The organism is Streptomyces parvulus (genome assembly GCF_014648855.1).
GTDB lineage: Bacteria > Actinomycetota > Actinomycetes > Streptomycetales > Streptomycetaceae > Streptomyces > Streptomyces parvulus.
Window position 1 is genome coordinate 242,174 of record NZ_BMRX01000010.1, and the last position, 17,427, is coordinate 259,600.

Sequence of the window (17,427 nt, forward strand, 5' to 3'; positions counted from 1 at the left end):
CATGCGGCCGTCACATCGACGTCACGGTGCGGTGGCCGGGACCTCACAGTTCTCGCCACGCACGGGCCGCCCCGTCCCACGTGTCGGACGCCCTACCGGTTCAAGGCGTGGACGGCCCGGGGTGTTCCCGCCAGCCCCTCCCGCCCCGGCGATGCGATGCTCGGGCGCGGGGTTGGCGCTCCGTGGTTGTCCAAATCCTTACCGTGTCCCCGGGGTCCCCGGGCGGAAAGACCCGAGGGGTGGGCCCGGCGCGCACCGTCAGGAGGCGCTGCCGGGCCCACCCCTCGGGGCGGACGTCCGTGCGGTACTACTGCGGGGTCATCCGGCCGACCATGTCCGGGTGCTCCTCCAGCCAGGCCGCGACGGCTTCCTCCTCGTGGCCCTGACCGCGGTCCTTGATCTCGGCCTCCAGCGTGCCCAGCTCGTCCTCGCTCATGTGGAAGTTCTTGATCCACTTGGTGAGCTGCGGGTACTGCTCGGGGAACTTCTTGCTGGAGATGGTGCGGATCGTGTTGCCCTCGCCGAAGGCCTTCTTCGGGTCCTTCAGCTTGGTCAGCTCGTAGTCGCTGTAGGCCCAGTGCGGGGACCACAGGGTGACCGCGACCGGCTCCTTCTTGGCGTAGGCGCGCTTCAGCTCCGCCAGCATGGCCGGCGTGGAGCCGTCGACGATCTCGTACTCGTCCTCCAGGCCGTAGCCCGGCAGCACCTCGTCCTTGGCGAGCTGCATCTCACCGGTGCCGGGCTCGATGCCGATGATCTTCCCGTCGAAGAGGTCGGCCTTGCCCTTGAGGTCCGCGAGGGACTTGACGTCCTTCACGTAGGAGGGGACGGCGATCTCCAGGGAGGTCGGTTCGTACCAGGTGCCGAGGTCGGTGAGGTTGTCCTTGTTCTTGTCCCAGTAGTTCTTCTGGGCGTGGGGCAGCCAGGCGTCGAAGTTGAGGTCGAGGTCGCCCGAGGCCAGACCGGTGTAGACCGGGCCGACGTCCATCTGCTTCAGGTTCATCTTGTAGCCGCGGCGCTCCAGGACGTTCTTCCACAGGTAGGTGACGGCGACGTCCTCCTCCCACGGGAACCAGGCCACGTCCAGGGCGCGCTTCGCCTCGGCCGGGGTGGCGCCGCCGGCGCCCGCGACCGGGGCGAGCTTGTCGACGAGGTCCGGGTTGCTCTTCAGCCAGGTGCGGACGGCGTCCTGCTGCTTGCCCTTGCCGGCCTTGTTGATCTCGGCCTCCAGGCTGGTGAGCTGCTTCTCGTCCAGCTTGAAGTCCTTCATCCACTTGGCGGCGGTGGGGTCGTCGCCGGCGAAGCCCTTGCGGGAGAGCGTGTGCACGCCGTCGCCCTTGCCCCAGGCTCCCTTGGGGTCCTTGAGCTTCTTCAGGTCGAGGTCGTTGTACGCCCAGTGCGGGGACCAGAGCGTGACGACGATCGGTTCCTTCTTGCTCATCGCCCGCTTCAGCTCGGCCAGCATCGCCGGCGTGGAGCTGTCGACGACCTTGTACTCCTTGTCGAGCCCGTACTCCTTGGCGACCTTGTCCTTCAGCAGGGCCATCTCGCCGGCGCTGGACTCGATGCCGGTGATCTTGCCGCCGAACTGGCCGGCCTTGCCCTTGAGGTCCGCCAGCGTGTTGACGTCCTTCATGTACGCCGGGACGGTCAGCTCCAGCGACGTGTTGTCGTACCAGGAGCCGAGGTCGTCGAGGCGGTCGCCGTACTTCTTCCAGTACTGGGCGTGGGTGGTCGGCAGCCAGGAGTTGGTGACGATGTCGATGTCGCCCTGCGCGAGGGAGGTGTAGAGCGGTCCGGCGTCGAACTGCTTGGCCTCGACCTCGTAGCCGCGCTGTTCGAGGATCTCCTTCCACAGGAACGTGGAGGCGACGCCCTCGTCCCACGGCACGTAGCCGAGGGTGACCTTCTTGCCCTGGCCGACGTTCTTGCCGTTCGCGACGGCCTCCGAGTCGCCGGAGCCGCCGAAGACGCCCATGCCGCCGGCCACCAGGCCGAGGATCACGACGCCGATGACGGCGACCTGCGGGCGGGGCCGGTACGACCAGATCTTCAGGCCGCCGAGGCTGCGGGCCTTGGCGGCGGCGCGGCGGCCGAGCGGCGAGACCTGGGTGCCGAGTGCGCTGGTCATGCGGTCCAGGTAGATCGCGAGGATCACGATGGCCACGCCGGACTCGGAGCCGAGGCCGACGTTGAGCTGGCCGATGGCCTCGTTGACGTCGCCGCCCAGGCCGCCGGTGCCGACCATGCCGGCGATCGCGGCCATGGACAGGCCGAGCATGATGACCTGGTTGACGCCCGCCATCACCGTGGGCAGGGCCAGCGGGAGCTGGACGCGCAGCAGGGTGTTGCGGGGCGTGGTGCCGAAGGCCTCGGCGGCCTCGACCAGTTCCTTGTCGACCTGGCGGATGCCCAGCTCGGTCATGCGCACGCCGGGGGCGAGCGCGAAGATCAGGGTGGCCACGATGCCGGCGGAGGCGCCGGTGCCGAAGAACAGGATGGCCGGGATGAGGTAGATCATCGCGGGCAGCGTCTGCATGAAGTCCAGCACGGGCCGGACGATGCCGCTGACCCGGTCGGAGCGGGCCGCCCAGATGCCGACGGGTACCGCGACCACCAGCGCGATGATCGTGGCGACGAGCACCAGCGACAGGGTGATCATCGCGTTCTCCCACAACTCCATGGAGTCGATGAACGCGAATCCCACGAAGGTGAGGACACCGGCGAGCGTGCCGCGCAGCCAGAAGGCGATGACCGCGAAGATGCCGGCGAGGAGCAGCGGTTCGGGCGCCTGGAGGACGGCGTTGATGCCGTCGTAGGTGCCGGTGAAGACGGTCTTCAGGAAGTCGAAGAGCCACGCGACGTGTTCGAGCAGCCAGTCGACGGTGCTGTTGACCCAGTCGCCGAGCGGGATCCTAGGCACGGGCCATCACCTTTTCGGGACCCTGGTCGCGCGGGCTGTCGCAGGTGCCGGGCTCGGCCTGCTCGTCCCCGAGGAAGCCGACGAGTCGGCGGGTGGGGACGACCCCGACCAGCTCGCCGTCGCCGTCGACGACCGCGACCGGGTGCGGTACGCGGGCGCTGATCGCGCACAGGTCGGTGAACGACGTCTCCGGGGTGGCCGTCTCGCAGTCGCAGTCGGCCTCGTCGCCGCGGACCTCGGTCTCCATCACGGCGGCGGTGGTCAGCACGCGGGAGCGGTCGACGTCCTGGGTGAAGGAGGCGACGTAGTCGTTGGCGGGGCGCATCAGGATGTCCTGCGCCGTGCCGATCTGGACGATCCGTCCGTCGCGCATCATCGCGATGCGGTCGCCCAGGCGCATGGCCTCGTTGAGGTCGTGCGTGATGAAGACGATGGTCTTCTTCAGGGTCTTCTGGAGTTCGAGCAGCTGGTCCTGCATGTCGCGGCGGATCAGCGGGTCCAGGGCGCTGAAGGACTCGTCCATCAGCAGCAGGTCGGCGTCCGTGGCGAGGGCGCGGGCGAGGCCCACGCGCTGCTGCATGCCGCCGGACAGCTCGTCGGGCCAGGACTTCTCCCAGCCGGCCAGGCCACACAGGGCGAGCGCCTCGTCGGCGCGGCGTTCGCGCTCGGCGCGGGGCACGCCCTGCACTTCAAGACCGTAGGCAGCGTTGTCACGGACGCTGCGGTGCGGGAACAGCGCGAAGTGCTGGAAGACCATGCTGATGCTCTTGGAGCGGACGTCGCGCAGCTTGCGCTCGCCGATCTCGGTGAGGTCCTGACCGCCGAAGCGGACGTGCCCGGCGGTCGGCTCCAGCAGACCGTTGAGCATGCGCAGCAGCGTGGACTTGCCGGAGCCGGACAGTCCCATGACCACGAAGATCTCGCCGGGCTCCACGGTGAAGGACGCGTCGATGACCGCGGCCGTGGTGCCGGCGTCGCGCAGTTCCTCCCGGTCGGTGCCCTGCCGCAGTCGTTCGACCGCCTGGTCCGGTTTCCTGCCGAAGACCTTGTACAGGCCGTCGGCTTCTAGTCTGGCTGACACGCTTACCTCTTGCATCGGGGGCAGGGACGGGGCGTGAAGCCTCTCTAACAGTTGAATGCATCAACCAGCTTCGGCCCGGCTGCGCGCCTGCCCCGATGTTTATGTGCCAAACACACGAGTGACCCAGTTCACACGTCCTCCGGCCCGCGTCCACACGCTCTGCGGCATGATGCGAGGCGTGACCGGACGACTGATGCTCCTCGACACCGCCTCCCTCTACTTCCGCGCCTACTTCGGCGTGCCGGACTCGGTGCGGGCCCCCGACGGCACGCCGGTGAACGCCGTGCGCGGGCTGCTCGACTTCATCGACCGCCTGGTGAAGGACCACCGGCCGGACCACCTGGTCGCCTGCATGGACGCCGACTGGCGCCCGCAGTGGCGGGTCGATTTGATCCCCTCCTACAAGGCGCACCGCGTCGCGGAGGAGCGCCCGGCGGGCCCCGACGAGGAGGAGATCCCGGACACGCTCTCGCCGCAGGTTCCGGTGATCGAGGCCGTCCTCGACGCGCTCGGCATCGCCCGCGTCGGCGTGGCCGGGTACGAGGCCGACGACGTCATCGGCACGTACACCGCGCGGGCGACGGGACCGGTCGACATCGTCACCGGCGACCGCGATCTCTACCAGCTCGTCGACGACGCCCGCGGCGTGCGCGTGCTCTACCCGGTCAAGGGCGTCGGCACCCTGAACCTGACCGACGAGGCCGCGCTGCGCGAGAAGTACGGTGTCGACGGCCGCGGGTACGCCGACCTGGCGCTGCTGCGCGGCGACCCCAGCGACGGGCTGCCCGGGGTGGCCGGCATCGGCGAGAAGACCGCGGCCAAGCTGCTGGCCGAGTTCGGCGACCTGGCCGGCATCCGGGCCGCCGTGGACGAGCCGAAGGCGAAGCTCACCCCCTCCCAGCGGCGGCGGCTCACCGAGGCGGGCCCGTACCTGGACGTCGCGCCGAAGGTGGTCCGGGTGGCCGGCGACGTCCCGCTGCCGGACGTCGCGACCGCGCTGCCCCACGCGCCGCGCGACGCGGCGGAACTGGACGCGCTGGCGGCGCGCTGGGGCCTGGGCGGCTCGCTGCAGCGGCTGCTGACGACGCTGGCCGCCTGAGCGGAGCGGCGAAGGCCGCGCGCCGCGTCGGTTCCCGCCGGAGGGGAACTCGTACGGTGCTCGCGGAACACCCCGGAACTCCCCCACGCGACGCACCGACCGGACGGGGAGTGCTAACTTAGGTAAACCTAACCACTGACCCGCACGTTGTGAGCAGGGAGACCCTCATGGCAGACCGTCCGGCACGCAGGCCGCGCAAGCCGCACACCGCCCAGGTCGTCCGCACCGAGCGGCTGACCCCGCACATGCAGCGTGTGGTGCTCGGCGGCGAGGGCCTGGCCGCGATCTCCGCGGACACCTGTACCGACCACTACGTGAAACTGCTGTTCGCCGCCGAGGGCGTGACCTACCCGGAGCCCTTCGACCTGGAGCGGATCCGCGAGGAGTTCCCGCGCGACCAGTGGCCGGTGACCCGCACGTACACCGTGCGCCACTGGGACGCCGAGCACCTCGAGATGACACTGGACTTCGTCGTCCACGGGGACGAGGGGCTGGCCGGCCCCTGGGCCCGGCGCGTGCGGCCGGGCGAGACCGTCCGCTTCATGGGCCCCGGCGGCGCCTACGCCCCCGACCTCAGCGCCGACTGGCATCTGCTGGCCGGTGACGAGAGCGCCCTGCCGGCCATCGCCCGGTCCCTGGAGGCGCTGCCCGACGGCGCCCGCGCCTTCGCCTTCGTGGAGGTGGACGGCCCGGAGGAGGAGCAGAAGATCGACTCCGACGTGGAGGTCGTCTGGCTGCACCGCGGTGGCCGTCCGGTGGGCCAGGCCCTCGTCGAGGCCGTGCGTGCCCTGGACTTCCCCGAGGGCCGGCCGCACGCCTTCGTGCACGGCGAGGCCGCCTGCGTGAAGGAGCTGCGCCGGTACCTGCGGGTCGAGCGGGAGCTTCCCCGCGAGGACCTGTCGATCTCCGGCTACTGGCGGCTCGGTCACAACGAGGACGGCTGGCAGGCGTCGAAGCGGGAGTGGAACGCCCGCATCGAGGCCGAGCAGGAGGGCGCCCCGGCCGCGTAGCCGGGGGCCGCACGCGAGCCGCCCTGACGACCGGTTGGCGCCGCCCACTCCGTGCGGCGCCACCCGCGCTCCGCTCCCCCGGTCTCAGTCGCCCCGCACGCGCGCGTGCAGGTGCATGTCGTGCCAGCCGTCCGGATGCAGCAGGGCACTGCGCTTGGTGCCCTCCAGCGCGAAGCCCGCCTTCTCGGCGACCCGGCAGGACGCGCCGTTGGCCACCGCGTGGGAGAGTTCCAGGCGCTGGAAACCGATCCGGTCCAGGGCCCAGTGCGCGAGCGCCCGGGTGGCGCGGGCGGCGACCCCCTTGCCACGGGCGGCGGCGGTCGTCCAGTAGGCGACCTCGGCCACCCCGTCGCCTAGCACGACCTCGCGCAGCGCGACCCGGCCGGCCAGCAGGCCGCCGGTCTCCTCGACCACCGCCCACTGGGCGCCCCGCTCGCCCGCCCAGCCCCGCCGCCACTCGGCGATCCAGCCGCGCACCTCGTCCTCGGAGTCGGCCGCGCGGATGTGCCACTGGTGCATCACCGGGTCCTGGAAGGCGGCGTGCACGGCGGGGGCGTCCTCGTCGCGCCACGGGCGCAGCAGGAGGCCGTCCCCCGTGGCGAGCGTGGGCTGCGGTGTGCCGGAGAGGGTGCCGGCCGCCAGGACCGGCTGCGTGAGGTAGGGCATGCGCCGCATCCTGCCAACCGGCGCGGCCGGCGGCCCAGCGTTTTTCCGCGGCCGGCGCCCGCCTCGTAGGCTGGCCGGTGATGAGACGCCGTACGCCTCCCCCGCCCTCGCCCCTGCCGCAGCGCGACGGCATCGACGCGGTACGGGTGCGGCTGCCCGCCGAGGGGCCGTGGGCCACGGTGCGGGACCACCTGGCGGAACGGCTGTCCGGCGCGGGTGCCGGCGTCGTCGACGGCATGTTCGCCGCCGGCCTGTTCGTGACCGCCGACGGGCGGGCGGTGCCGGCGGACGCGCCGTACGAGCCCGGGATGTTCGTGTGGTTCCACCGCGAGACGCCCGCCGAGGTGCCGGTGCCCTTCCCACTGGAGGTCGTGTACCGCGACGCGCACATCGTCGTCGCCGACAAGCCGCACTTCCTGGCCACCACCCCGCGCGGCGGACACGTCGTCCAGACCGCGCTGGCCCGGCTGCGCCGCGAGCTGGACCTCCCCGCCCTCGGCGCCGCGCACCGCCTGGACCGGCTCACCGCCGGACTGGTGCTCTTCGTCGTGCGCCCCGGGGAACGCGGCGCGTACCAGAGCCTGTTCGGCGAGCGCCGGGTGCGCAAGGTGTACGAGGCCGTCGCGCCGTACGACCCCGCCCTCGCCCTTCCCCGGACCGTGCGCAGCCGCATCCTCAAGGAACGCGGCGTCCTGGCCGCCCGCGAGATCGAGGGCGAGCCCAACGCCGTCACCCGCGTCGAACTGGCCGCACACCGGCCCGCCCCGGCCGCCGGCTGCCCGGACCTGGGCCGGTACCGGCTGGAGCCCGCGACCGGCCAGACCCATCAGCTGCGCGTGCACATGAACGCGCTGGGCGTGCCGATCCTCGGCGACCCCCTCTACCCCGAGGTGGCCCCCGCCGTGCCGGCCGGTGACTTCCGGCGCCCGCTGCAACTGCTGGCGAGTGAGCTGGGGTTCACCGATCCGGTCACGGGGCGCGAGCACCGCTTCCGCAGCGGGCGGACCCTCGGGGCGTGGACGGCGTACGAGGAGTGGGCGGCCGGTCAGTAGCCGCGCCACCAGAGCAGGAAGCGCTGCCAGGCGCCGCGCGGCCGGGGCTGCTCCGGCACCGGCGCCGGTGAGGGCGCCGCGGCGTACGCCGGCACCGGAGCCGGCGGGTAGGAGGGGACCGGCGGCTGCGTCCGCTCCTCCGGGCTCGGGATGCCGACGTGCCAGCCGGGGCGCCGCGCGGGGGCCGGGGCGTGGCTCGGCTGCTGCCTGATGTCCTGCTGCTCCTTGGGCTCGAACCGCACCGGCAGCTCCACCAGGTGCCGGGAGGCGATCGAGGACCGCCACCGCAGGTCGTCCTCGTCGCAGGCGAGCTGCACGTCGGGCAGCCGCATCAGCAGCGCGTCGATGCCCGCGTCGGCGATGGCGCGCCCGATGTCCTGCCCCGGGCACTCGTGCGGGCCGCCGCCGAAGGCGAGGTGGGAGCGGTTGCCCTGCATGCTCGCGGCGAGGTCGGGGCGGATGCGCGGGTCGACGTTGCCCGGCGCGATGCCGAGCAGCAGTCCGTCGCCGGCCCTGATGCGCTGGCCGCCCAGTTCCGTGTCCTGCTTGGCGAAGTAGGCGAAGACGGTGCTGAACGGCGGCTCGTCCCACAGCGACTGCTCCACCGCCTCCGGCACGGTCATCTGCCCGCCGCTGAGCTGGGCGCGGAAGCCGGGGTCGGTCAGCACCACGCGGAGCACGTTGCCGATGAGGTTGACGGTGGCCTCGTAGGCGGCCAGGAGCACCACCCGCAGGTGCTCCCTGACCTCGTCGTCGGTGAGCCCGGCCGGGTGCGTCACCAGGCGCCCGGCGATGTCGTCGTCCGGGTTGGCCCGGCGCTCGGCGGTCAGGCGTTCCAGCGCCGCCATGACGTAGGCGTGGCTGGCGATCGCCGTCTCGGTGCCCTTGAGGGTGTCGCGGGCCGCCTCCACCATCCGGTCGCTGTACTCGTCGGGCATGCCGAGGAGGTGGCACATCACGCCCATCGGGAGGTGCTCGGCGAACTGCCCGACGAGGTCGGCGCGGCCCTCCTCGCAGAACCGGTTGACGATGCGCTGGGTGTACCGCTTGATGTGCCGGCGCAGCTCCCGGAAGTCGAGGTCGGACATGGCGCTGGTGACGGCGCCGCGCAGCCGCTTGTGCTCGTCGCCCTCGGCGTGCGAGCAGATGGGCTGCCAGGCGATGTGCGGCATCAGCGGGTGGTCGGGCTTGACCATGCCCTCGTTGAGCGGGTTCCAGATCCGGCTGTCGCGGCAGAACTGGGCGGGGGTGCTCACCATGTGCAGGTTCTCGGCGTGTCCGAGGACCACCCACATCGGCACGTCGTCGTGGAGCAGCGCGGGAGCCACCGGCCCGTGCTGCGCGCGCAGCCGGTCGTACAGCTCGTCCAGGTCGTCCGCCTCGTGCAGCCGGTGCAGTCCGCCCGGTCCGAGGCCGTGGGCGGGGCAGCCGGGCGGTGGGTCGAGCAGGGGTTCGCCCGTTCCGGTCGGGGAGTGGCGTTCAGGCGTCACAGTCTCGCTCCGCAGCAGAAGTGTGGGTCGGGGGTCGGTCGGCGGTGCACGGTCAGGTGAGCGCGCCCTTCACGGCGAGGGAGTGCAGGAAGCGCATCAGGGTCATCAGGACGTCGCGGCTGGAGGCGCGGCGCCGGACGTCGCAGTCGAGGATGGGGATCTCGTCCGGCAGGTCGAGCGCGGTGCGCAGCTCGGCGACCGGGTAACGGGGGGCGTCGGGGAAGGTGTTGACGGCGACCACGAAGGGCACGCCGCGCTCCTCCAGGCGCCCCATGACGTCGAAGCTGACCTCCAGGCGACGGGTGTCGACCAGGACCACCGCGCCCAGGGCGCCCTCGAACAGGCCGTTCCACAGGAACCAGAAGCGCTCCTGCCCGGGTGTGCCGAAGAGGTACAGCACCAGTTGGTCGGTGATGCTGATGCGGCCGAAGTCCATGGCGACCGTGGTGGCGGTCTTGGAGGCGGAGCCGTAGTTGTCGTCGACGCCGATACCGGCCTGGGTCATCGTCTCCTCGGTGGTCAGCGGCCTGATCTCGCTGACCGAGCCGACCATCGTGGTCTTGCCGACGCCGAAGCCGCCCACGATGACGATCTTCACGGCCGCCTCGGCCGTGTGCGGCAGCCGGTCCTCGGTCCGCGGGCCCGGGATCGTGTCAGAGTTTTTGAAGTCCATGCATCACCGCTTCGAGGAGGTTCCGGTCGGCCACCTTCTGGCGGACGATCGAGGCGCGGGCCTGCACCAGCTCCGCCGCGAGGAGGTCGGTGATGAGTACGGTCACCACGCTGAAGGGCAGGCTCAGATAGGCCGACAGCTCGGCCACGGACAGGGGTGCGGCACACAGCCGCAGCAGGGCGGCCTGCTCCGGGGTGGCGGACACCGGGGGGTCGGCGCGGGCCACGATCAGGGTGACCAGGTCGATGTCGGCGCGCTCGCCGCCCCCCTCCCCGCCGATGACGAAGAGCCGCTCGGGGTTGCGGATCTCGCCCTCCTTGCCGGGCGGGGCGGGCGCGGGCACCTCGGCGGGCCGGTCCCCTCCGGGAGCTCGCCTCCGGCGTTGGGGAGGAGTCATACGGTCTGCCCGTTGCGCCGTGCGGGACTGGTGAGGTGGGGGCCGATGCGGGCGACCAGGTCGGCCATGCTGAGGCCCATGCGGCCGGGTTCGCAGCGGACGTCGGAGAGTACGGCGAGGTAGGCGTTGGGTCCTGCGGCCATCAGGTAGAAGTAGCCGCCGTTCATCTCGATGAGCACCATCTTCATGTCGCCGTCGCTGGTGGGGATCTCCTGGCTGACGGCGCCCGCGAGGCTCTGGAGGCCCGCGCAGGCGGCGGCGACGCGGTCGGCGGCGTCCGGGTCGCCGGAGTAGCGGGCGATGCGCAGGCCGTCGGCGGAGAGCACGACGATCATCTCGATGCCCGGGACACCGTCGTAGAGGTCCCGGAGCATCCAGTCGAACTTGCCTTGCTGCTCGATCACTTGAGGTTCCCCTCGTCGTCTGCCGGGGCGTGGGCCGGCTCGTTGCTGCTGGACTGCTGGTGGGCCTGGGTGATGCCGGGGTGGCCCTTGAGGCCCTCCCAGAAGGCACCGATCCAGTGGCCCGGCGGGAGTTGCCCGGAGGTGTCCGGCTCGGGCTCGGGCTCCTCGGGCGGCAGGCCCATGCGGGCGCGTTCGGCTGCCTGGCGGGCCTCGCGCTCGGCGTCCTCGCGCTCCCAGACGGCCTGTTCGGCCAGGCGCTGGCTGAGCGGCATCTTGACGCGGCTGCGGCGCTGCGGGAGCCCGCCCGCCGTCCACTCGGTCACCTCGGGGACGTCGTCCTCCATGGAGACGCCGGCCGGGATGCGCGGGCTGGTGGGGCGGCGCTTCTTGGGCTTGCGCTGCGGTCCGGGCAGGGCGTCCGGGCCGGGGGTGGGGATCGAGGTGGCGCCGATGCCGTGGGCGAGGCCGACGCCGGGCTCGGTGGTCATCATCTTGCTGGGCACGATGAGGATCGCCCGGACCCCGCCGTACGCGGAGGCGCGCAGCGAGACGTCCATGCCGAACTGCGTGCACAGCCGGCCGACGACCGACAGGCCGAGGCGCGGGTGGTGGGCGAGGTCCTGCACGTCGGTGCCGCGCTTGGCCTGCTCCAGCAGCCCCTCGATGCGGCCCCGGGACTCCTCGCTGAGACTGACGCCGGCGTCCTCGATCTCGATGCAGACGCCGCTCTGCACCTCGGTCGCGGTGACGTGCACCTTGGACGCGGGCGGCGAGTAGCGGGTGGCGTTGTCGAGCAGTTCGGCCGCGGCGTGGATGACGGGCTCGACCGCGGTGCCCTTGATGTTGACCTTGGCGATGGAGGCCAGGTTGATCCTGCGGTACTCCAGGATCCGGGACATGGCGCCGCGCAGCACGCTGTAGAGGGCGACCGGTTCGGGCCACTGGCGGCCGGGGCGGCCGCCGCCGATGACGGAGATCGAGTCGGCCAGCCGGCCGATCAGCGCGGTGCCGTGGTCGATGCGCAGGAGGTCGTCGAAGACCTCGGGGTTGCGGCCGTGGTCCTCCTCCATCTCGCGCAGTTCCTTGTTCTGCTGGTGGACGATCGCCTGGACGCGGCGGGCGATGTCGACGAAGGAGCGCTCCGCGGACTCGCGCATGGAGTCCTGGTGGTCGACGATCTCGCAGACCATGCGGATCAGCCGGCGCTGGGGCTCGCCGAGTTCGGTGTAGGCGGGGTCGACCTCGCCGAGGCGGCGCATCACCTCCGCGGGGGTGCTCCCCTTGCGCATGAAGTCCAGTACGTCGGGCAGGACGACGCCGCCGAGGTGGACCATCTCCTCGTGGTGGCTCGCCGCCCGCTGTTCCAGATACGCGCTGTGACGGGCGTGCGCGGCGCGCTCGGCCCGCAGCGTCCGGCCGCGGCGTACCGCTTCGGCCGCCGCGGAGACGACCAGCAGGGTGGCGACGGCACCGCACAGGCCGACGGCGAGCCGGGCCGGTTCCGCCACGAGGGCGACGGCGGCCCCGGTGACCGCGGCCATCAGTATGGCCGGCAGCAACAACGTGCGCGCGTTGGGAAGTTCACGGCGACCTGGAGGGGAATCAACACTCACCATGTAGGCCCTCTGAAAACGAATCGGCGGGGATGGGGGAGCTTGCGGCGGGGTATCTCTGGGAGTTGTCGGGGCGATCGGCGCATTGGGAACAAGCGCGCGATTACACCTCAACTCGGTGCGCTGCGGGCGAGCTTAGTCCGAGCGGATCATCGCCGTGTCATATTCGGCAACCGCCTGAAACGGCCCCGGAGGCTGCAGTAAGGTCGGCCCATTTGCACGCCGGGGAATCATTCGAACACGATGAGTGAGCGCGTACGCGCGTGCGAAACTCACTCACCGTGATGAGGGAAGGGCCCGGCGGATCACCGCCGGGCCCTTCGAAAGCCGTACCGTCCGGTCAGCCGACGGACGAGTAGGCGACCACTCCGCGCAGCAGTTCCTCGACGGCCTTGCGCGCGTTCTTCGGGACCGTGGAGCCCTGGGCGGGAGCGGCGGCCGCGATCTGGCCGAGCACGTCGATGACCTGCTTGCACCAGCGCACGAAGTCGCCCGCCGGCATCTCCGCCTCGCGCAGCACCTCGTCGAGCCCCTTGCCGGACGCCCACATGTACGCCGCCCAGGCGAAGCCGAGGTCGGGCTCGCGCTGGCCGACGCCCTCGGTCTGGCTGATGCCGAAGTCCTCCTCCAGCGCGTCGAGGCGGCCCCAGATGCGGACCGTCTCGCCGAGGGCGGCCTTGGCCTGCCCCGAGGGGACCTTGGGCGCCATCGCGTCGTCGGCGGCCCGGGACTCGTAGACCAGGGCCGAGACGCAGGCGGCCAGTTCGGCCGGCGAGAGGCCTTCCCAGACCCCTTCGCGCAGGCACTCGCTGGCGAGCAGGTCCAGTTCGCCGTAGAGCCGGGCGAGGCGCTTGCCGTGCTCGGTGACCTCGTCGCCGCGCAGGTAGTCCAGCTCGGTCAGCAGCGCGACGATCCGGTCGAAGGTGCGGGCGATGGTGTTGGTCCGGCCCTCGATCCGGCGCTCCAGCTGCGAGGTGTCGCGCAGCAGCCGGTGGTAGCGCTCGGCCCAGCGGGCGTGGTCCTCGCGGTCGTCGCAGCCGTGGCAGGGGTGGGCCCGGATGGCCTTGCGCAGTCGGGCGATCTCCCGGTCGTCGGCGGCCTGGGACCGCTTCTTGCGGGCCCGCTCCGGGGGGATGTGCCCGGCCTTGGTGCGCAGCGCCGAGGCGAGGTCGCGGCGGGACTGGGGCGAGCGCGGGTTGAAGGACTTCGGGATCCGCATCCGCTCCAGCGCCTCGACCGGCACCGGGAAGTCCATCGACGCCAGCCGCTTGACCTGCCGCTCGGCGGTCAGCACCAGCGGGCGGGGCCCGTCGTGGTGCTCGAAGCCGCGGTGTCCGTTGGACCGGCCGGCGGGCAGGCCCGGGTCGAGCACCAGGGCGAGGCCCGCGTACTTGCCCGTGGGGACGTGGATGACGTCGCCCGGCTTCAGCTTCTCCAGCGCCACGGCGGCCTCGGCGCGGCGCTGGTTGGCACCCTGCCGGGCCAGCTCGGTCTCCCGGTCCTTCAGCTCGCGGCGCAGCCGGGCGTACTCCTCGAAGTCGCCGAGGTGGCAGGTCATGGAGGCCTGGTAGCCCTCCAGGCCCTCCTCGTTGCGCTGCACCTGACGGGAGATGCCGACGACCGACTTGTCCGCCTGGAACTGCGCGAAGGAGGTCTCCAGCAGCTCCCGCGAGCGGTGCCGGCCGAACTGCTCGACCAGGTTGACGGCCATGTTGTACGACGGCCGGAAGCTGGAGCGCAGCGGATAGGTGCGGGTGCCGGCCAGTCCCGCCAGGTGCTCGGGGTTCATGCCGCGCTGCCAGAGCACCACGGCGTGGCCCTCGACGTCGATGCCGCGCCGGCCGGCCCGGCCGGTGAGCTGGGTGAACTCGCCGGGGGTGATGTCGGCGTGCTGCTCGCCGTTCCACTTGACGAGCTTCTCCAGCACCACCGAGCGGGCGGGCATGTTGATGCCGAGGGCGAGGGTCTCGGTGGCGAAGACGGCCTTCACCAGACCGCGGACGAACAGCTCCTCGACGACCTCCTTGAAGGTCGGCAGCATGCCCGCGTGGTGGGCCGCGATGCCGCGCTCCAGGCCCTCCAGCCACTCGTAGTACCCGAGGACGTGCAGGTCCTCGGTGGGGATGGAGGCGGTGCGCTCCTCGACCAGCGCCCGCACCCGGTCCCGCGCGTTCTCGTCGTTGAGCCGCAGGCCGGCGTACAGGCACTGCTGGACGGCGGCCTCGCAGGCCGCGCGGCTGAAGATGAAGGTGATGGCCGGCAGCAGCCCCTCCGAGTCCAGCCGCTCGATGACCTCCGGCCGGCTCGGCGTCCAGACCCGGGCGCGCTGTCTGCGCTCTCGCTCCCGGTCGGCCTCCTTCATGGCCCGGCCGCGCCTGCGGTCCTGGTACGACGGACGGCTCGCCTCCAGGCGGGCCATGCGGGTGAGGTCGGGGTTGACCGCCTTCTTGTGGCCCTCGCCCTCCTCGAACAGGTCGTACATCCGGCGGCCGGCGAGCACGTGCTGGAACAGCGGCACCGGCCGGTGCTCGGAGACGATCACCTGGGTGTCGCCGCGCACGGTGTCGAGCCAGTCGCCGAACTCCTCCGCGTTGGACACGGTCGCCGACAGCGACACCAGGGTGACCGACTCGGGGAGGTGGATGATCACCTCCTCCCACACGGCACCGCGGAAGCGGTCGGAGAGGTAGTGCACCTCGTCCATGACCACGTGCCCGAGGCCGCGCAGGGTCTGGGAGCCCGCGTACAGCATGTTCCGCAGGACCTCGGTGGTCATGACGACGACCGGGGCGTCGGAGTTCACGCTGTTGTCGCCGGTGAGCAGGCCCACCCGGTCCGAGCCGTAGCGGCGGCACAGATCCGCGTACTTCTGGTTCGACAGCGCCTTGATGGGGGTCGTGTAGAAGCACTTGCGGCCCTGCTGGAGGGCGAGGTGGACGGCGAACTCGCCGACGATCGTCTTGCCGGAGCCCGTGGGCGCGGCCACGAGGACGCCCTTGCCCGCTTCGAGGGCCTGACAGGCCTCGATCTGGAAGGGGTCGAGGCCGAAGTCGTACATCTCGCGGAAGGAGGCGAGCGCGGTGGCCTGCTCGACAGCGCGCTGACGGGCTGCCGCGTACCGCTCGGCCGGTGAGAGATCCTCTGTCATCGTGCTTTCGAGCGTACCGGGCCGCACTGACAACAGGACGATCATTATCCGGAACGGCCCTGTGGGGGTTCCGTGGGGGCGGCGGCGCCCGCGGCCACCGCCCCGGTGCGGTCAGGTGACGTCGTCGTAGCCGTTGACCCGGTCCCTGGTGGCCTGCTCGGGCAGGGCGCGGGCGGTGGTCACGGCCTCGACCTCGCCGATGCTCTCGGGGGAAAGGTCCAGGTCCGAGGCCTCGTCGTCGTCGGGCTCCAGGGCCTCGCGGCGGGCCCTGCGGCGGTCGTTGACCAGGGAGACGGCGACGGCGCCGAAGTACAGCACCCAGATCGGCCCGGCCAGCAGGATCATGGTCAGCGGGTCCGTGCTCGGCGTGGCGATGGCCGCGAACAGCGTGATGCCCATGATCATCGCGCGCCACCAGCCGAGCATCCGCCTGCCGGTCAGCACGCCGGTGAGGTTGAGCATGACGAGCAGCAGGGGCAGCTCGAAGGAGAGGCCGAAGACGATCACCATGCGGGTGACGAGGTCGAGCAGCTCGTCCAGCGGCAGCAGGTTGTCCACGTCGCTCGGCGTGAACTCGATCAGCACCTCGGCGGAGGTGGGCAGCACCGCGTAGGCGAAGTAGGCACCGATCAGGAACAGCGGCGCGCCGGTGGCGACGAACGCGTAGGCGTACTTCTTCTCGTTCCTGTGCAGACCGGGGGCGACGAACGCCCACAGCTGGTAGAGCCAGACCGGCGAGGCCAGCACGATGCCCGCCGTCAGGGACACCTTCAGCGCCAGGGTGAAGGGGCCCAGCAGACCGTTGATGGTGATCTGCGCGCACGGCTCCGCGCCGGACCTGGCCTCCGCCAGTTCGGCGAAGGACTTGTCGCAGCCGATCGAATCGAGGATCGGCCCGGTGAGGAGATTGATGATCGCCTCGTAGAAGAAGGCGGCGACGACGGTGACGGCGACGATCGCCAGCAAGGCCTTCGCGAGCCGGTTGCGGAGCTCACGAAGGTGCTCCGCCAGGGGCATCCGCCCCTCGGGGTCCCTCTCCTTGGTGCGGGCAGGCTTCAGCAACCCACGTTCCCATCTCGTGCGGCGGGCCGGAGGTCACCGGCCCTGCGTCAGCGCTTGGTCGTGTCCGTCGGCTCGTTGACCGGCCGGGAGCTGGTCACGTCGCCGGGGGCGGCCTGGATGGTGCGCTGCGCCGCGGACTGCTCGGGGTTCGGCGGGTCGGCGGGGGCGGACGCGTCGGTCTTGCCCTCGCTCTTCATCGCCTTGGCCTCGCTCTTGAGGATGCGGGCCGACTTGCCGAGGGACCGCGCCATGTCCGGAAGCTTCTTCGCGCCGAACAGCAGGATGATGACGACGAGGATGAGAATGATCTCGGGGGCGCCGAGCCTTCCGAACATAAGTCTTTACCTTCTCACCGAGGCGGCTGGGTGGGTGCTGTCCGACCACTCGGACCTGCGTCCGACCGATCGTCTTGTGCAGCGATCGTAACGCTCAGGGGTGAACGTGAGGCAATCCCCGTGCGTACTCCCGTCCGCGGCCGGGCCTCGTTTTCCGGGCCGCGACCAGCAGCGTACCTGCCGGGGCCCGTGGGGTGACAGGGCGAAGCGGTCCAAAACGTGACTCCCGCGTGTCCGCCCCGACGGTCGCGGGGCCGCGTGCGCGGCCCCTCGTTCACAGGGCGTCCACGGACCGGGCGGCCTTCTCGGTCGCCCGCTCCAGGTCCTCCGCGGCGCGGCCGATGCGGTGGGTCGAGTCCTCCACCTGCCTGGCCAGGCGCTGTGTCTCCACGAACACCCGCACGGCGAGCACCGCGAGGACGGCGAGACCAAGAAAACCCAGGGCAACGGCGAGCATCGGCCAGAACATGACGT

Annotated in this window: 15 protein-coding genes; 3 read left to right on the forward strand and 12 right to left on the reverse strand. The window is 71.5% G+C overall.

Going from position 1 to position 17,427, the window contains the following annotated elements; genetic code table 11:
* Positions 1 to 307 precede the first annotated feature (307 nt).
* Together IE108_RS21415 and IE108_RS21420 are read right to left on the reverse strand one after the other, a co-directional pair.
* Positions 308 to 2,923: an ABC transporter permease/substrate binding protein gene (locus tag IE108_RS21415; RefSeq protein ID WP_064727012.1), complete on the reverse strand. Its 2,616-nt coding sequence runs from the start codon at positions 2,921 to 2,923 to the stop codon at positions 308 to 310.
* Positions 2,916 to 4,004 (reverse strand): quaternary amine ABC transporter ATP-binding protein, encoded by a 1,089-nt coding sequence (locus tag IE108_RS21420; protein ID WP_064727013.1) that lies wholly within the window; start codon positions 4,002 to 4,004, stop codon positions 2,916 to 2,918. The genes IE108_RS21415 and IE108_RS21420 overlap by 8 nt, the downstream gene beginning before the upstream one ends.
* 193 nt (positions 4,005 to 4,197) lie before the next feature.
* On the opposite strand from IE108_RS21420, the gene IE108_RS21425 reads away from it, so the two are divergent.
* Both IE108_RS21425 and IE108_RS21430 read left to right on the forward strand, forming a co-directional pair.
* Positions 4,198 to 5,103 (forward strand): 5'-3' exonuclease, encoded by a 906-nt coding sequence (locus tag IE108_RS21425; RefSeq protein WP_064727014.1) that lies wholly within the window; start codon positions 4,198 to 4,200, stop codon positions 5,101 to 5,103.
* A 167-nt stretch (positions 5,104 to 5,270) separates the two neighbouring features.
* On the forward strand, positions 5,271 to 6,113 hold the full coding sequence (locus IE108_RS21430; RefSeq protein ID WP_064727015.1) for a siderophore-interacting protein: 843 nt from the start codon (positions 5,271 to 5,273) through the stop codon (positions 6,111 to 6,113).
* Positions 6,114 to 6,197: 84 nt separating this feature from the next.
* On the opposite strand, the gene IE108_RS21435 is transcribed toward IE108_RS21430, so the two are convergent.
* Entirely contained in the window at positions 6,198 to 6,779 is a 582-nt protein-coding gene (locus IE108_RS21435; RefSeq protein ID WP_064727016.1) for a GNAT family N-acetyltransferase, read from the reverse strand.
* Between the two features lie 80 nt (positions 6,780 to 6,859).
* Here IE108_RS21435 and IE108_RS21440 point away from each other — a divergent pair, with 80 nt between their 5' ends.
* A complete protein-coding gene (locus IE108_RS21440; RefSeq protein ID WP_064727017.1) occupies positions 6,860 to 7,831 on the forward strand; it encodes an RluA family pseudouridine synthase in 972 nt (323 codons plus the stop codon).
* Here IE108_RS21440 and IE108_RS21445 read toward each other — a convergent pair.
* The 9 genes from IE108_RS21445 to IE108_RS21485 form a co-directional block, all read right to left on the reverse strand.
* Positions 7,825 to 9,321 (reverse strand): cytochrome P450, encoded by a 1,497-nt coding sequence (locus IE108_RS21445; protein ID WP_064727018.1) that lies wholly within the window; start codon positions 9,319 to 9,321, stop codon positions 7,825 to 7,827. The two genes, IE108_RS21440 and IE108_RS21445, sit on opposite strands and share 7 nt — an antisense overlap.
* A gap of 52 nt (positions 9,322 to 9,373) precedes the next feature.
* Positions 9,374 to 9,994: a GTP-binding protein gene (locus tag IE108_RS21450; protein WP_064727019.1), complete on the reverse strand. Its 621-nt coding sequence runs from the start codon at positions 9,992 to 9,994 to the stop codon at positions 9,374 to 9,376.
* Positions 9,975 to 10,391 carry a DUF742 domain-containing protein gene (locus IE108_RS21455; protein WP_064727020.1) on the reverse strand — a complete coding sequence of 139 codons (417 nt, stop codon included), beginning with the start codon at positions 10,389 to 10,391 and terminating at the stop codon, positions 9,975 to 9,977. Before IE108_RS21455 ends, IE108_RS21450 begins: the two co-directional genes overlap by 20 nt.
* Positions 10,388 to 10,765: a roadblock/LC7 domain-containing protein gene (locus IE108_RS21460; protein ID WP_202544993.1), complete on the reverse strand. Its 378-nt coding sequence runs from the start codon at positions 10,763 to 10,765 to the stop codon at positions 10,388 to 10,390. The genes IE108_RS21455 and IE108_RS21460 overlap by 4 nt, the downstream gene beginning before the upstream one ends.
* Before the next feature lie 26 nt (positions 10,766 to 10,791).
* Complete coding sequence (locus IE108_RS21465) at positions 10,792 to 12,411, reverse strand: sensor histidine kinase (protein WP_064727022.1); 1,620 nt, start codon at positions 12,409 to 12,411, stop codon at positions 10,792 to 10,794.
* 337 nt (positions 12,412 to 12,748) lie between these two features.
* A complete protein-coding gene (locus IE108_RS21470) occupies positions 12,749 to 15,601 on the reverse strand; it encodes a DEAD/DEAH box helicase (protein WP_079163451.1) in 2,853 nt (950 codons plus the stop codon).
* A gap of 66 nt (positions 15,602 to 15,667) precedes the next feature.
* Positions 15,668 to 16,618: a twin-arginine translocase subunit TatC gene (gene tatC / locus IE108_RS21475; protein WP_064727024.1), complete on the reverse strand. Its 951-nt coding sequence runs from the start codon at positions 16,616 to 16,618 to the stop codon at positions 15,668 to 15,670.
* A 47-nt stretch (positions 16,619 to 16,665) separates the two neighbouring features.
* Positions 16,666 to 16,953 (reverse strand): Sec-independent protein translocase subunit TatA, encoded by a 288-nt coding sequence (gene tatA, locus IE108_RS21480; protein WP_064727025.1) that lies wholly within the window; start codon positions 16,951 to 16,953, stop codon positions 16,666 to 16,668.
* Positions 16,954 to 17,227: 274 nt separating this feature from the next.
* A complete protein-coding gene (locus IE108_RS21485; protein WP_064727026.1) occupies positions 17,228 to 17,422 on the reverse strand; it encodes a hypothetical protein in 195 nt (64 codons plus the stop codon).
* Between the last annotated feature and the right edge of the window lie 5 nt (positions 17,423 to 17,427).